Below are 15,728 nucleotides of genomic sequence, written 5' to 3'. Positions count from 1 at the left end.
AAAAAATTAGATATTCACTACTTCGATATCCGATTGATGGAAAAGATGATTAAGAGATGAGAGTGATAAGTACGACTTAGAATTTTTTTAAAAAAAATGAGAGAATAGGAGGCATATGACGGATCTTTCTGGTGGCGTGCAACTGCGAAAATTCGTGGTTCCCGAAATCGTGTTCGGGCTCGATTCGAGATATCTTGCTTCACAGTATGCGCGGAATCTCGGTGCGAAAAAGGTTCTTCTCGTCACTGACGAAAGAATTCAAGGTGCTGGATGGACCGAAGACGTTGAGGAAACCTTGAAAGATGCGAGAATTCGGTACACCATTTACTCCAATGTGACACCAAACCCAAGAACAGAAGAAGTGATGGAGGGGGTCGAGTTATTCTCAAAAGAAAAATGCGACACGCTGCTTGCAATTGGTGGCGGTAGTGTGATTGATTGTGCCAAAGGAATCGGTATTGTGAGCAGCAACGGCGGTGAGATTACAGATTACGAGGGGACAGACCAGATTGCTCGTCCGATTCCTCCCATCATCTGCATTCCGACGACTGCCGGAACCGCAGCAGATATTTCCCAATTCGCCGTTTTTATGGACGTTGAAAGGAAATTGAAGTTCTGCGTCATCAGCAAATCTCTTGTTCCCGATGTTTCACTCGTTGACCCCGTTACGACAACGACGATGTCGCCACGCCTGACCGCCGAGACAGGTCTTGATGCGTTGTCTCATGCCATAGAGGCGTTCGTTTCGACTGGAAATTCACCACTAACAGATCTTCACGCGAGAGAAGCAATAAAGGTTATTGCGAAATACTTGCCTCTCGCTGTTGAAAAAGGCGACGATCTGGAAATTCGAAGCAAGATGATGCTTGGCAGTTTGCACGCGGGAATCGCGTTTTCAAATGCGAGTCTTGGTGCAATTCATGCGATATCACACTGTCTTGGTGGCCTTCTCGATTTACCTCATGGTGAATGCAATGCGATTCTTTTGGAACATGTAGTCGCCTACAATTTTGAAGCCACACCGGATCGATATGAGGATATTACAAGAGCAATGGGAATCAATGTCGATGGTTTGTATTATCCAGAAAAGAAAAATGCCCTCGTTAACGCACTAGCGGAATTGCGCCATCGTGTGAATATCCGACAGAAATTGCGCAATCTCGGCGTAAGAAAGACAGATATACCTAAACTCGCGGAGATGGCGATGAAAGATCCTTGCATGATGACTAACCCCCGACGGCTTCAACCTAATGATGTTGAGGTCATTTATGAACGAGCGCTCTGATAAGAATCCGATTACCGACATTAAATATGAAGAAATTCTCGGACTTGGCAAGCGTTCAATCAGAAAAAGTTATTACCCCGAGCTGAAGAGAAGAATTGAAGAATTGGAGAAGATAAGGGCAATACTTGATCATTCAAGTTTCGCCATTTTCATCGTCGACGTTCCTTCTGGGAGAATTATTTATTCGAATGCTTACGTTGCCGAGAAATTGAGATATGATGAAAAATCACTCAAAAGGATGACAATTTATGATTTTTTTGGAGAGGGTAAGCGAGAATGGATAACCAAATTCCTTGAAGCGCTTCCTGAAAGATGCGAGCCCTTCGTTTCAGAGATCAAGTCAGCGGATGGAGAACCAATTCCATGTGAAATTGCATTTTCTACTGTATCAACCGAAAGCGAGCGGTTCGCCATTCTCATTGTTCACGATATCAGAGACAGAATCAGAGTTGAAGAAGCACTCAAAGCGACTGAGAATCTCTTGGTAAACATCATCGAGCAAAGCCCTGAGTCTATGATGATAACTGACTCGAGCGGCACGGTGATCCGGTTGAACAGGACATGCAGAAAAATGTTTGGGATTAATCGGGATGATCAATTGGTAGGCAGGTATAACATCCTTGCTGATCCACAAATCGAGCAACAAGGATTTTCAGAGGATATCCAAAAGGTCTTTTCGGAATGGAAAATTGCCCGTTTTACGATAGAATATGAGCTCTCAAGAATTTGTGATGCGCAATCCAATGAAATCAATAAGAGAATTCTCACCTTTGTTATCTTCCCAGTAAGTGATGAAAAAGGCAATATTACCAATGCTGTGATCGCCCATATTGACGAGACGGAAAAAATAGCGGAAGAAAACCTGAAAAAAAGAGCATATCAACAAATCGAGAAAAATATGGAGCAGTTTGCGGTAGTCCTCGATGAAATAAGAAATCCCCTCAGCGTGATCATCGGTCTTTTGGAATCAAGCGGTAACGAGGAGATCACGAGCAAAGTGCTCAGCCAGGCAGGACGCATAGAAAAGATACTTGATCGATTGGAGAAAGAATGGGTCGCGACAGAGGAAATGAGAAAATTCATTGAAAAGACGCTTTGAATGTTTATCGGAAACGAGCAACTTTTTGTCGAGTTCGATTGAATTTTCAAACGATCAAATGTGCATTTAATCGAGGTCTGACAGCCCCAACTTGAGTCCATTGTGTGTAAACTAGTCGATAAAGATAAGTAATAACGAAAATCATCAATGCTTTAACATAAATTTAATATTGCCAGAGAAATACGCCGAGACGATGAAAGCCCTCATCTTCAACGGTAGTGCACGCAAAAATGGCAATACGGCTACGCTCTTAGAAAGAATTTGTGTGAAATTTGCGAAAGCATCGATCGATTTCGAATGGATTAACCTTACAGATCTGAAAATCGAGGATTGCAGAGGATGTCTTGCGTGTAAGAAAAACGGTCGATGCGAAATTGATGACGATATGCAGACAATCTATGAAAAAATCCAGGAAGTTGATTTCATCGTACTCGGTTCACCCGTGTACATGGGCGCGGAAACTGGCAGAGTCAAATCGTTCGTTGATCGTCTTTACGCCTTTTTGAGATTCACCGACAAGAAAGGCGTTTTCGAGAGTAATCTCAAAAAGGGGAAGAAAGCGATTGTCGTCTTCTCTTGCGGCCTGAAAGACGGCGATATTGTGTATAACCACTTAAATGTGCGATACTTCAACATTTTTGTGAGATTGCTTGGTTGCGATGATATGCGATCGTTTATCATTCCCTCGTTCTATCTTGTTGAGAAAAACAAAGGATCTCACGATTCGTCCCCTTTGAAACAGCTCCTCGATGAGACATCCCGGTTTATTGGTATGCCATAATGGATTAATTCAAATTAGGAGGTCGCAGTGGGTAAATCTCATCTATGCTCGAGTTCCAATCCCAAAAATAATATCGTCCTTCGTGCTTCCTCGTAACAAATGGTGGAAGATAAAAGAATCAAAGCGTGCCCATACTGCGGTAGCATTGAAATTGTACCGAAAATTCTATTCGGAGGTCCGTTGCCAGGCGTCGATGCAAAGGACGGTACATATGTCTGCGAAAACTGCGGCAGAGAAGCCGTTCCTCTCCACTTCAGGAGCTTTGACGAGTGGAATGCGTTTTTCAAGGACACTGGTGATGCTTCGAAATCGATCGACTCAACTTTCGCCCGGGTTCCAATCGTACCAATCAACACCGCTGCACTTTTCTCATTGGGAAAGTTCGATTTTCCGATTGGCAAAACGGCAAAGGTCGTAAATATTGTCTGGCACAACAACTCGATTGTACCTCGTGACGACGGGGTGCCATTCGACACATATTGGAAGGCGGCATTCGACAAAAGATACAACGCGTCTGCCATTTTGATCATGGATCTCGCAGGTATCGCGGAGGCGAAACCAAATTTCAAAGTTCTTAAGGATTTGACAAAGAAAAAACACGAGATCTGGCTAGATATCGGTATGCGAAGTATTCAAGACCTTTTCGATTCCTTTGCGATGGAGGTTTCGAAAGCGATCGCCAGTACAATCACTTCCACGGGCCTCGAGATCTTCAACGAGGTCTTCGAGCTCTCGGATCGATGCCTGCCATGCATTTATTTTGATGAGGAGATCGTTTGGGCCAAGAAACGGGCTGGGCCTTCAAAACTGAAAGAAATGGCGAAAAAATTGAAGAGCATCGGCTACGGGGAAATGGCAGTTGTCGACCTCAGACGACTCGGCACAGCAAATGGCGTCTCAAGAGATTTTCTTGCGGAAACGCTTGCGTGCGATCTTGACATCTACGTTGGTGGTGGCGTCATTGAGACTGATCTTGAATTTTTGAAAGAAAAAGGAGTGGCGGGCGCATTCATCGACCCGCATACCCCTGTGATAAGGAGTCTTTTCAAAAGCGAAGAAAGGTTAGCACCAACGGATCTCCGCCTCTTAGAAAAGAGCAAGACAATCAAAGGCAGCGGTATTCCGACCGACTGAAATTGGTATGGCGAAGCGCCAGTGCGGTTATGAATATCTCGCTGCGATGAACCAAATGATAGATCTTCTGCGTCTGCGTTTCAATCATCTCTACTTATTTTTTTTTACGTCGCGTTATTTCGATGATAGCTTTTTTCGCCAAGGAATTAAATTTTTCTATCGGAATGAAAGGAAACCCGCACCGCAAGGCAAAGTATATTAAAAAAAGGAACACAATCGACAAATAATCATCGAGACCATTCTCCGTTCGCAGAAGAAGTGAGTGAATGGGGCTCAAAGTCGTCATTACCGATTACATTTACGGCGAACCGACGGAGGAAGTTGAAATTCTGAAGAAGATCAATGCAGAAGTCAGTCTCTTCCAATGTAAGACTGAAGACGATGTTATAGAGATTGCGAGGGACGCTGATGCAATTCTCAACACATATGCCCCCATTTCCCGCCGAGTTATAGAAAGACTTGAACGCTGCAGAGTTATCGCACGGTATGGGATCGGTTACGACACAATTGATGTTGAGGCGGCTACTGAAAAGAAAATTGTTGTCGTTAATGTTCCAACATACTGTATCGACGAAGTTGCCGATCATACTTTAGCCCTAATCCTTTGTGCCCTCAGGAAGATCACCGTCTACGATCGGGCGATCAGGAAAGGTAGCTGGGACTGGAGAGATGCGAGACCGATTCACAGACTTAAAGAAATGACACTTGGCCTCATTGCCGTCGGGAAAATTGGAAGGGCCCTCGCGGAGAGAGTCAAACCGATCGGCATGAGAATCATTGCTTTTGATCCCTACGTTCCTGACGAAAAGATGAGGGAGATTGGCATTGAGCCAGTATCACTCGACACACTTTTGAGAGAGGCGGACGTGATATCGATTCATACACCCCTCACGAAAGAGACTAGACACATGATCCGCTATGAAAAATTCAAGTTGATGAAGCGGAACGCGGTTTTAGTCAACACTTCGCGTGGTGGCGTCATCAAGACGGATGATCTCGTGAAAGCGCTACAGGAGGGGCTCATTGCATTTGCCGCATTGGACGTTCTTGAGGATGAGCCGCCACCGAGGGATCATCCTCTTTTGAAATTCGAAAACGTCATTTTAACGCCACATACATCCTTCTATTCGGAAGGATCGCTGAAAGAAGTCAAAAAGACGGCAGCGGAGGAGATTGTGCGAGTTCTCACAGGTCGGAAACCACTCAGTTGCGTTAACCCAGATGTGTTAAAGAGAATTGATCTCGACCAATGCACGATATCATAACTATTGATTCTTGACGCGTTTTCAATCGATCCGAAAATCATTAAGTACTGACATCGTTTTTCAATTGCTATGTACAGGCGAATACTCGTCACAGGCGGCATGGGGTTTATCGGAAGCAATTTCATCAGATTCATGATCGAGAAGCATCCCGAAATGGAAATCATCAATCTCGATAAATTAACCTACGCAGGCAATCCTCGCAATCTTGAGGATATTAGGTGTGAACGCTTGAAATTCGTTAGAGGGGATATTTGCGACGAGACGGTCGTCAACGATTTAGCTGCAAAATGCGATGCAATCGTGCATTTCGCTGCCGAAACACACGTCGATCGTTCAATCGCCTCCGCCAACGAGTTCATTAAAACAGACGTATATGGGACTTATGTACTTCTCGAAGCGGCGAGAAAGCAACATGTGAAGAGGTTTATACACATTTCCACGGACGAAGTTTATGGAGAAGCGGTGACAGCTCCTTCGAAGGAAACCGACGCGCTCATGCCCAAAAGCCCCTATGCGGCAAGTAAGGCTGGCGCAGACAGGCTCGTTTTTTCTTATTATTGCACCTACGGGCTTCCCGTAATCATCACACGCTGCACGAATAACTACGGTCCATTTCAATATCCTGAAAAGCTTATTCCGCTTTTTATCACCAATGCGATTGAGAACAAACCACTCCCCGTGTACGGGACTGGTAAAAACACGAGAGACTGGATTTTTGTCAGAGATCATTGCGAGGCGATCGATCTCCTCCTCCATTCTAACGGATTTGAAGGCGAAGTGTTTAATATCGGCTCAGGGGAGGAAAGGAGCGTCTTGGAAATTGCCTCGATCATACTGAGGACTTTGGGAAAATCAGAAGAGCTCATCGCCTTCGTTCCAGATAGACCGGGTCATGTGATGAGGCATGCGGTGGACACAAAAAAGATCAGGAGCCTAACTGGATGGAAACCTAAATATAGCTTTAGCGAGGGGATCGAAGAGACAATCAGATGGTATCTGGAAAACGAAAGTTGGTGGAAGCAGATTAAATCTGGAGAGTTTAAAAAGTATTACGAGAGCCACTATGGTGCTATCAGCGAAAAGCAGTTACGATGAGTAAGATGCCTTTCGAATAGAGTACCCTTTTTTGATGAGTTCCTTAAAAAGCACTACCTTCGGATCGGTTGTGTTGTTCAACTCTTTCACCTTGCAATATGTAAGTGTGTCCGCTCTTAAATCTTTAGTGTGTCCGGACACGTGTTCGGGGTGTGTCCGCAGGTGTGTCCGCCTTCTAAATGCCGTGCTCAGCAGTTTCAAGATAGATAAGTTTAAATAGGTTTTGTTCTCTTATGTCTTTTTGATGGAAGAAGAACTCTTACGACCCTCAGAAGTCGCTAAGAGGTTCGGCATCTCGGTTAAGACTCTCTGGAAGTGGCAGAGGAGGGGTATTATCAGGGCTGTTAGGCTTCCAACTGGAAAGCTACGCTACCCTAAGAGCGAGGTTGAGAGGCTTTGGAGGCAGTTAAGAGCTACAGAGTCCCAATAGACTCCCCAATAGACTTGATCGAGGAATACTTTAAGGTTAAGCGGAGAGCCTTAGAGGCAATCTTTTCTCGGGTAAAGCTTTCTAGGAAAGCCCACCTTGAATTCGATAAAGAAGACAGGAGAGCGCTTAGAGATGAGCTATTGAGAGATTGGAAATACTCTAAGCATTATGTGGATTCAGCGATAAACTCGGTTATAGGTCTGGTTAAGGGATGGATAACGCTCTACAATAGAGAGAGGATCAAAAAGAACCCGAAAATAACAAGGAAAACAGTCTATATCAAGAATACACTCTTCAGCTATAGGAGCAAGGTTCTAAGGATAAGCATAGAGCCTAACAGACGATACCTTGAAGTTGATTTAAGCAAGTATCCATGGATTCCAAGAGACTCCGATAGGATTGGAGGCTTAATCCTAACCGAAAAGGAACTCATAATTACAGTCAAGAAGAGCGTTGAACCAAAAGCCGAGAAGTGGGCTTCATTCGACGTGAACCTGACAAACATAACAGCCTTGGTAGACGGAGAGGTAAAGCGTTATGATTTAAGAAAGCTATACCACGTTCATAGAGTCTACGAAATCAAACGGCAGAGGATTCAGAAGCTGTCCAAGCCTAAAACATCTAAGAAGCTTCTGAAGAAATATACTCAGAGGGAAGAGAATAGAGCTAAAGACTTCATGCATAAGCTGACCACGGCAATAGCGAGAGAGCTTAGAGGGATTGGAAGCGGGGCAATACTCGAAAACCTCAAAAATATCAAGAACAGGGTTCTAAACGGCTCAAGAGAGAACAATAGGAAGCTCTCAAAATGGAATGCTAGGATGTTCCAGTTCATGCTCGAATACAAGTTGCGGTGGAATGGGCTAGCGGTAAACTACGTTAACCCGAAGAGCTCCTCTAAGGTCTGCCCTCTCTGCTCTGATAGCATGGCTACCTATGAGGGCAGACTGATGAAATGCTGTAAATGCGGCTTGATAATGGATAGAGATGTTGTAGCGGTTTTAAACCTTCAGATGCGGGGAGCAGGGTTCCCCCAAAGAGCCCTCAATGAGATAGTCGAGAGGGAAGAGTTAAGTGCAGATGAAAGTAGCAAAATACAATGTATCTCTACTTAACTCAGAACCCTTCATCAAGAAATGATTCGAGATTTTTATTCGGTATTCTTTTTTTTAATTATCGAACACGGTGCGGGTACTCCTTTTCAAATTTTTTAAAAATTTGAAAGAATGAATAATATCATTCTCTTAAGCGGTGATTCGATTAGGACTACGCGAAAGAATCTCTAAGCTGGCATCATTTCTAATTCTTTACATGCATTAAGAACCGTTATATGTCCATATTAACATTTTTAAGCCTCAATTCCGCTACTTTTAAGTATCAAGAAGGAAGTAACTATCCCAAGTGACCGTCGAGAGACGGACCACTTAGGGGGAAACACATGGGACTTAACGCAGTAGGTTTCGGAATGATGGGACTCGTCTACGGTCTCTGCCACTGGATTTTCTATACCAGTGGAGTCCGAGCCAACCCTGCATGGTGGGAAAAAAAGACCAAGCCAGGAGAGCTAGTCCCCGAGCAAGGAATTGGTGCCATGGGTAGTTTGGCAGCCGCGATTTCGCTGCTCGTCATGGCGATGTGGCACTTCGCCACAGACCCGTTCAACGGGCCCGTTTCCACCATGTTCTCGATCGTTCCGGCGTTGTACGGATTCCTGTTCCTTGGAACATTCTTCTGCGCAACGCAGGGTTGGGACTGGAGACCGATAGGTGATGCAGCCCTCTGGGGTGCAACAACCCAGTTTATACTGATTCCGATAGCCGCGTGGAATGGTGTGTCATGGGACTTTAATGTCGGCTTGTGGGTTTATGGGTTCACAGCCAGCACGTGGGGTCTTGTGATACACGGGAAGTGCAGTGCGAAGATCCACCAGTTCAACCTGTGCTGCTCGATGTTCATCACATGGTGGTACATGATCTTCGGTGGCGGCATACTGAACTGGAACGACGTCAAGATACTCGGCGATATCCAGAACGCGCTATCTACGGAGAGCTGGACAGTACTGTGGATCGTGATCGGCATCATCAACATGATCATGGTGGTCTGGACCTACAAGAAAGGGCCGGCCAAGCAGTTCATCTGGTGAGCCGACATCGAGAACTAAACCCCTTTTCTTTTCTTTTCCTTTTTATCTCGAACCTGGACCACTGAAAATTGAAAAGACAACAAAGATTGAGTATTCATCAGCTTTATAGATTTCTGTTATCGTATTCGTTTGATTCGTTAATGACATTAGTGAGCCTCAGTGAGAATTATGAAAAGGAGGAGAGCATTCTGCCCCCGAGAATACTTATTGTCGATGATGATAAAGTAGTTCAGGCAAGAATTTCTGAAATCCTGAGAGAAAAAGGTTGCAAAGTCATCACGACTTCGGCAACAGAAGAAGCGATAAAAAAGATGATTGGATCATTTTTCGATATTGTCCTCGTCGATATCGGATTACCAGATGATTCTGGAAAAGATATAGTTGAAATGATAATTCACAAGGGTCCAAACACTGGGCTCGTAGTCACGGACGGGAACGATCTTTCTGAGGAGGACATTGAATGGACCATGAAAAAAGTATTAGGGCTCGGCGTCTGATTCTCGTTAACAAGAGAATGATAAAATGTCTTGATTTTTTTTGGAACGGGCGTACGCAGAAAATTGAGGATTCATTCGATTTTCTGATCAAATTTTCGAAGTCGGTTTGAATAAAACGCTTGAATTCTTTTCGCTCGACGCAGGTATGGCGTATTTGCGTGAAGATGAAACTTGGATTCTGAAAAGACATCATAATGTATCAGAAAAATTCGTACGAGAATTTTTCCGCATCGATGACAACCATCCACTCTTCAAAGAAGCAACTAAGATACGTATCCCGATCGTAAGACAGCAACGCATGAAAGGGAATTCTGTGCACGTGTGGCTCGTTATCTCATTGCAATACAAAAATTGGATAAACGGAATAATGATCCTGGCGAGCAAGAGCCAAATTTCAATTGCTGAAAGTGAGCAGAAAACATTGATGATCCTAAACAAACAACCTGGATATGTCATCTAAAATGCAATTCTCTACAAAACAGAATACAAATTAAAGGAGTGATCGAGAACGAAAATAATGCTGTCATCGTATACGATCCCGAAAGAAAAGTAAAATATTGGAACCAGGGTGCCGAAAGAATCTATGGTTTCAGTTGTGGTAGGCGATTGGTTCACACCTTATCTGCGTCATCTCAGATTAAAAACTCGAAATCGAGCGTTGTTTTGATAGGATCATTAAGGGAGATATGTTTGTGAGTATGTGGTAATGGGGATGAGAAAAAAATAGCGCATCATACCTGTAGAAATCTTATTTTCACCCATTTTCTCACAATCGGGACAGATCGTTGGGATTTCAACGATTTCAAGAAAAATTTTGATCAGGAAGGAATTTAAGGATGAAGAGATCAAGACACTCGAACCAAAAGGAAGAATCAAAGAGATTTTAGTTGACGTCATACCCCTACTCCTACGAAGAAGCTTTCCCGAAAGAAATAGAAGGGAGTTTATCAGAGTACTTTCTTTTAAGCTCGAGACGCTTTATGATGAGTATCTTGGCACCGAGAAAAATGTTGGTTCTGAGACTCTTGCGAAAAGCATCACCCAGATATTCAATGACCTCGATGGCTGTTTCGATTTTGAGATCAATAATAATGAGATCACACTTATTGGAACCCGATGCCCGTGGGGAAACAAGAAGAGAAGGAATCCGATCATCTGTAGGTTGACAAAAAGTATCGCCTCACGATTTGCGAAGAGGGCTTGGAATAAGATCAATGTGACGATCACGGAAACCCTGGCAAACAGGGACAGGAGCTGAAGGATCACAATCAAGAAAGTTGCTGATGAGGACAAGTGAAAAATATTCTTTTGAAACAAATTAAATTTGAATCGGACGATTTATTTTTTCTTTTTCATTTTCAAATAGCAATAAATTATGACCACTGCCACAACATCAACGACGACAATCGTACTGATGATCATGGCCCAAGGCGGAGGAATTCCAATGTCAAAGGGTGCAAAAGACGCCTGAAGTGGTACTAGGCCTTCCCCTCTGACGACGACCACACGTAATTTATTCCCGTAGCTGTAGTCAAAGGCATTGGAAGAGAATTTGATTGTTACTAAATAGGAAATTTCATGATCATTGCCAATTACACCGAGGTCTGTCACATTACTATTAATCAATGCTACAGACACGAGAAAGTTTCCAGATTCGACAATCCCTCCATCTGGAGCAATATTCCCCACCACAACAAGTTCGTCTTTGATGTCGTAGATGCTAATGACGATTTTCTCAAATTGGATACTCTCGTCTCCCTCAAGATCGATGATGATCGAAAAGCGACTCTCCTCATCAAGCTGAAAAGCTGAAGGTATGCCTGACAACCTGACATCATAAGCAGATGCATTTGTCGTTAAGAAAAAAGCGTTGGCGACAATGCACACCAACAAAATGACCGTCATGGTCGAAACGGATACGCATCGGCTTCTTGTCACGAGGACAACCCTGCTATTGCATACAAAATATCAATTGTCGTCGTGACTATTTCATGGTTACCGATATTAGCAAGATGATTGAAAATTGATAAAGCTTGCTTTCTCGTGATTGAAAAAAAAATTGATGAGAGTTTCCACATTGCGATAGGAATTGGAGATTGAGCACGAATTTACGCGATGAGAAAAACGAGCTCGACTGTAATGACCATAGCTTCTGGGGAAAAAAGGAATAGCCGCAATCAGAGCCAATGCATGATGTTTGACCGATTGATTTCCTCAACGCACAAGCCTCATCGCATTGGAGATAACGGCAAATGAGGTACCTAGATCACCGATTAGTATGGCAAGCCAAAGCGTAATGAATCCAGGAAAAGCAAGGACAAAGAAGATGGACTTAACCGCGAGAGAGACAGAGATATTTTGCTTAATCACTCTTGAAGCACGTCTGCTCAACTTGATACCGAATGACAACGCCCTCAGGTCATCCCCCATGAGCGCGACATCAGCTGCTTCCAATGCGACATCTGTTCCTGCAACGCCCATTGCGACCCCAATTTCAGCCTTTGCAAGTGCAGGCGCGTCATTGACGCCATCGCCAACCATGATAACAGGCCCGTATTTCTTCTGGTATTCCTCAATTGCCCTGACTTTTTCTTCGGGAAGCAATCGCGCTTTGTATTCGTCGAGCTGCAATTCCTCGGCAACTTTCGCAGCGACCTTTTCGCTATCCCCAGTTAACATCACGATCTTTCTTATCCCGAGATTCCTCAATTCACGAATAACTTCACGGGCTTCGGGTTTCACCGTGTCGCGTATTGTCAGCATGCCAATCGCTTCCCTTTCCGTTCCAACAATGATCACAGTCTTGCCCTCAGCATTTTTTCTTTCGATGAGATCTTTGTAAGTCAAAAGATCGATACCTTGCTCGACAAAAAACTCGGGACTTCCACAGAAAATTCTGTTCCCCAAGATTACGGCGGTCACCCCCTTGCCTGACATGGATTCAAACGCCTCGACCTCCTCAATCCCAATTCTCAGCTCTTCGGCCTTTGCTATCACCGCTCGTGCGAGATGGTGTTCTGATCGGTTTTCTGCGGAAGCAGCGATTTTCAGCACTTCATATTCTGAATAATTTTTGAAGGGGATGATTTCATCAACCTCTGGCTTCCCCTTTGTAATCGTCCCTGTCTTGTCAAATGCGATCACAGATATCTGTCCCATCCTCTCGAGATGAATCCCTCCTTTAAACAGAACACCACGTCTCGTTGCACCAGTGATAGCCGAGACGACTGTAACCGGTGTTGAAATCACGAGCGCACACGGACATGAGATAACGAGGAGGACGAGCCCTCTGTAAAACCAGACATCGAACGGTTCATTGAAAAACAAAGGGGGGATTACAATTGTCAGGATAGCTGCGAGAACGATGATTGGTGTGTAATACTTCGCGAATCTGTCAACGAATCGTTCGGTAGGGGCTTTCTCGCTTTCTGCTTCCTCAACAAGTTGTACAATCCTCGAAATGACCGTATCCTTGAATTCTTTGGTGACTTCAATTTCAAGAAAACCCGATGCGTTTAACGTCCCTGCAAAAACTTGATCGCCCAGTCTTTTCGTTACAGGTATCGACTCGCCTGTCACTGGCGCTTCATCAACTGATGACTGCCCAGAAATCACAATACCGTCGATCGGAATTCTTTCACCTGGCTTGATGATTACAATGTCGCCAATCGCAACATCGTTGACATCGTAATACTCTTCTTTGCCCTCTCTACGAACGAGTGCACGATTTGGTGCAAAATCCATAAGTTCGTAAATCGATTTTCTTGTACGGACGATAGAAAAGGATTCAAGCATTTCGGCCGTAGAAAACAGGAAAACAATTGCTGCACCCTCTGAGTACGAGCCTATCGCAACCGAGCCGCAGACGGCGATGATCATCAGCATATTAATATCGAGATACTTTTCGAGGATTGCCACTAGACCTCTGTGGGCGATATAGTACCCGCCAATGAGAATCGCGATTCCGTAAAATGAAAGGTAAAGGTAAGAGATGTCAAGAGCAACTTCCGTGACAATACCAAGAAGCAGAAAAATACCTGATACAGCTGTCGCAACAAGTCTTCTGTTCTTGAATGTAAAAAAATCCTCGTATGCACCCTGTTCGACAGGTTCAAGTTTATATCCCAACAGCCCGACAGACCTCCTAAGCTGCTCAGTTGAAACTTTACCCTTTTCAACTTCCACTGACATTTTACCGAGAGTGTAAGAAACACGGACCTGCTTGACGCCTTCAATCTCCTTAACCGCTTTTTCAATCTTCTTCGCGCATTCAATGCAATCCATTCCATCTATTCGACAAACCAATCGCTGAGAGCCTTCCACAGGCCAGGTTTAACTCATCTTCAACATTTCTGAGTTTTGCTAACAGTTGATTGAAAATTTATTAACCAGATAATGATACGCCATCTAATATTCTTCGTCGTCACGATTTCAAACGATGCTTATCGAATATCTCACGTCTTTGAGAGATGAAAGCTCCTCGGTGAATGACCGCAATTTCGAATATTCTCCAATCGCGATAATTTGCTCCACGCAACGGTCGTTGAAATGACTGTGCAGTGAGCTCTTGATCATCTCAGAATGTTTATGCATGATGTCGGCCACCTGGTGTTTCTTCTTTTTTTCGTAGGCGAGAGAAACGAGATAAAACCCTTCGCCCTCGCTTCCTTCTACCAACTTGCTCAGCGATACGAATTTGTGCAGAGCGGATCTCACAGCATCCGATCTGCTCGTAAATCCGAGTTTCTTAGCAACCTCATCAAACTCCCGGAGCTCTTTTGCCGAAATCGAGACGCTGATGACCACCATAGGATCATATAACAAATATGACCGATGATATTTATTCCTGGCGGAGAATTCGTTGGATTGCTCGCAGGTTAATAGAGATTGAAAAGATTAAAAAATCATTTTTTCTCTTTAACAAGATTTACAAGTTTCCAGCCGAGTTCCCTTGCGTCTGCCAGCGCCGTTGGGTGGTCGAGAATCGTTCCCCTCTTATCGATACCAGCAAACGTCAATTGACCCGTCAATTCGACGTCAATCGTCATAAAGAACGTTTTAAGAGTGAAAAGTAACCCCTCGAAATGCGATCGCTCTTTCCCCCCAACCAGTATGATTCCGCCCACCCTTCTCTTTCCTCCGCCAATTTTTTCTCCCCTGATAAACTTCCTCGCCCATATACACTGGCATCGATCGATCATCATCTTTAACTGACCCGGAACACCCGAAAAAAAGACTGGAGAGGAGATGATCATCACATCGAGTTGATCGATCAGATCATAGATCAATTCCATGTCATCATGAAACTTACAATTACCAGTATGCATGCAGCTATCACATTCCCTGCATCCATGAAGATCGAGTTTCTCAACGATGATCTTCTCGACGCTTCCTTCAGCCCCTCTGGCACCATCCAGTGCCGCATCGAGAAGTAGATCAGAATTTCCGCCGATTCTCGGACTTCCCATCAGGCCAACAACTTTAATCAAAGAGCTGCCTCCTACATCAGGAATCTGAAAGATTAATGGATTTGCATAAACTCAATCCAGTGAAACGGGCTGAAGCATGAATTAGTCAGATTGGAAAATATCGAAGATTCGATCTTTGAGCGTTTTATAGTATTCAAAAGTCTTAACGACATAGTCCTTAACACCATTTTTCATCGCTTCAAAGCTGAGGTGAGGATCATCAAATGCAGTTGTAAAAATAATTGGCGCTTTGATTCCCACAGACTTTATCTTTTTGAGAAGTTCCAATCCATCGATATCAGGAAGGGAATAATCGAGAATGATAAGATCATAGCGGTTTTCATTGATCTTCTTCATCGCTTCCGCTGCATTAAGCGCCTTGTCAAGAATGAATTCATCCTTTGGGAGATATTCTGAGCAGAGTGATAGATGCTCGATGTTGTCGTCGACCATTAGGATTTTCAGTGGCTTAGGTATGCGTCGCAACGAAATCACCTTATTTCTTCTTTCAACATTAAATATATTTTTCCT

The 15,728-nt window shown here is 44.0% G+C and carries 16 protein-coding genes and 1 pseudogene; 12 read left to right on the top strand and 5 right to left on the bottom strand.

Annotation, left to right across the window (positions count from 1 at the left end):
* Positions 1–115: 115 nt before the first annotated feature.
* From H5T41_00270 to H5T41_00215, 12 genes and pseudogenes are all read left to right on the top strand, one after another.
* Positions 116–1,285 carry an iron-containing alcohol dehydrogenase gene (locus tag H5T41_00270; GenBank protein MBC7107221.1) on the top strand — a complete coding sequence of 390 codons (1,170 nt, stop codon included), beginning with the start codon at positions 116–118 and terminating at the stop codon, positions 1,283–1,285.
* Entirely contained in the window at positions 1,269–2,384 is a 1,116-nt protein-coding gene (locus H5T41_00265; GenBank protein MBC7107220.1) for a PAS domain S-box protein, read from the top strand. The genes H5T41_00270 and H5T41_00265 overlap by 17 nt, the downstream gene beginning before the upstream one ends.
* A 193-nt stretch (positions 2,385–2,577) precedes the next feature.
* Complete coding sequence (locus H5T41_00260; protein ID MBC7107219.1) at positions 2,578–3,165, top strand: flavodoxin family protein; 588 nt, start codon at positions 2,578–2,580, stop codon at positions 3,163–3,165.
* Between the two features lie 99 nt (positions 3,166–3,264).
* Positions 3,265–4,299 carry a hypothetical protein gene (locus H5T41_00255; GenBank protein MBC7107218.1) on the top strand — a complete coding sequence of 345 codons (1,035 nt, stop codon included), beginning with the start codon at positions 3,265–3,267 and terminating at the stop codon, positions 4,297–4,299.
* A 266-nt stretch (positions 4,300–4,565) separates the two neighbouring features.
* Positions 4,566–5,564, top strand: coding sequence for a C-terminal binding protein (locus H5T41_00250; protein ID MBC7107217.1), 999 nt, complete (start codon positions 4,566–4,568; stop codon positions 5,562–5,564).
* A gap of 69 nt (positions 5,565–5,633) precedes the next feature.
* On the top strand, positions 5,634–6,659 hold the full coding sequence (gene rfbB, locus H5T41_00245) for a dTDP-glucose 4,6-dehydratase (GenBank protein ID MBC7107216.1): 1,026 nt from the start codon (positions 5,634–5,636) through the stop codon (positions 6,657–6,659).
* Positions 6,660–6,903: 244 nt separating this feature from the next.
* On the top strand, positions 6,904–7,089 hold the full coding sequence (locus tag H5T41_00240) for a helix-turn-helix domain-containing protein (protein ID MBC7107215.1): 186 nt from the start codon (positions 6,904–6,906) through the stop codon (positions 7,087–7,089).
* Positions 7,056–8,135: pseudogene (tnpB, locus tag H5T41_00235) on the top strand (IS200/IS605 family element transposase accessory protein TnpB). Before H5T41_00240 ends, tnpB begins: the two are co-directional and overlap by 34 nt.
* A 392-nt stretch (positions 8,136–8,527) precedes the next feature.
* A complete protein-coding gene (locus H5T41_00230) occupies positions 8,528–9,232 on the top strand; it encodes a hypothetical protein (GenBank protein ID MBC7107214.1) in 705 nt (234 codons plus the stop codon).
* Between the two features lie 140 nt (positions 9,233–9,372).
* Entirely contained in the window at positions 9,373–9,729 is a 357-nt protein-coding gene (locus tag H5T41_00225; GenBank protein ID MBC7107213.1) for a response regulator, read from the top strand.
* Positions 9,730–9,883: 154 nt separating this feature from the next.
* Positions 9,884–10,189 (top strand): hypothetical protein, encoded by a 306-nt coding sequence (locus H5T41_00220; GenBank protein MBC7107212.1) that lies wholly within the window; start codon positions 9,884–9,886, stop codon positions 10,187–10,189.
* A 354-nt stretch (positions 10,190–10,543) separates the two neighbouring features.
* A complete protein-coding gene (locus H5T41_00215) occupies positions 10,544–10,987 on the top strand; it encodes a methanogen output domain 1-containing protein (protein ID MBC7107211.1) in 444 nt (147 codons plus the stop codon).
* Positions 10,988–11,067: 80 nt separating this feature from the next.
* On the opposite strand, the gene H5T41_00210 is transcribed toward H5T41_00215, so the two are convergent.
* From H5T41_00210 to H5T41_00190, 5 genes are all read right to left on the bottom strand, one after another.
* Positions 11,068–11,667: a hypothetical protein gene (locus H5T41_00210; protein MBC7107210.1), complete on the bottom strand. Its 600-nt coding sequence runs from the start codon at positions 11,665–11,667 to the stop codon at positions 11,068–11,070.
* 276 nt (positions 11,668–11,943) lie between these two features.
* Positions 11,944–14,013 (bottom strand): cadmium-translocating P-type ATPase, encoded by a 2,070-nt coding sequence (gene cadA / locus H5T41_00205; GenBank protein ID MBC7107209.1) that lies wholly within the window; start codon positions 14,011–14,013, stop codon positions 11,944–11,946.
* A gap of 147 nt (positions 14,014–14,160) precedes the next feature.
* Positions 14,161–14,538, bottom strand: a complete 378-nt coding sequence (locus H5T41_00200) for a ribbon-helix-helix protein, CopG family (GenBank protein MBC7107208.1) — start codon at positions 14,536–14,538, stop codon at positions 14,161–14,163.
* A gap of 95 nt (positions 14,539–14,633) precedes the next feature.
* Positions 14,634–15,218, bottom strand: a complete 585-nt coding sequence (locus H5T41_00195; protein MBC7107207.1) for a flavodoxin family protein — start codon at positions 15,216–15,218, stop codon at positions 14,634–14,636.
* An 81-nt stretch (positions 15,219–15,299) separates the two neighbouring features.
* Complete coding sequence (locus H5T41_00190) at positions 15,300–15,683, bottom strand: response regulator (GenBank protein MBC7107206.1); 384 nt, start codon at positions 15,681–15,683, stop codon at positions 15,300–15,302.
* Positions 15,684–15,728 lie beyond the last annotated feature (45 nt).

The sequence above is a fragment of the Methanomassiliicoccales archaeon genome, from assembly GCA_014361295.1.
In the GTDB taxonomy this organism is placed as follows: domain Archaea; phylum Thermoplasmatota; class Thermoplasmata; order Methanomassiliicoccales; family JACIVX01; genus JACIVX01.
Note: the sequence above shows the minus strand (reverse complement) of the source record. Positions and strands in the feature narration are given on the sequence as shown.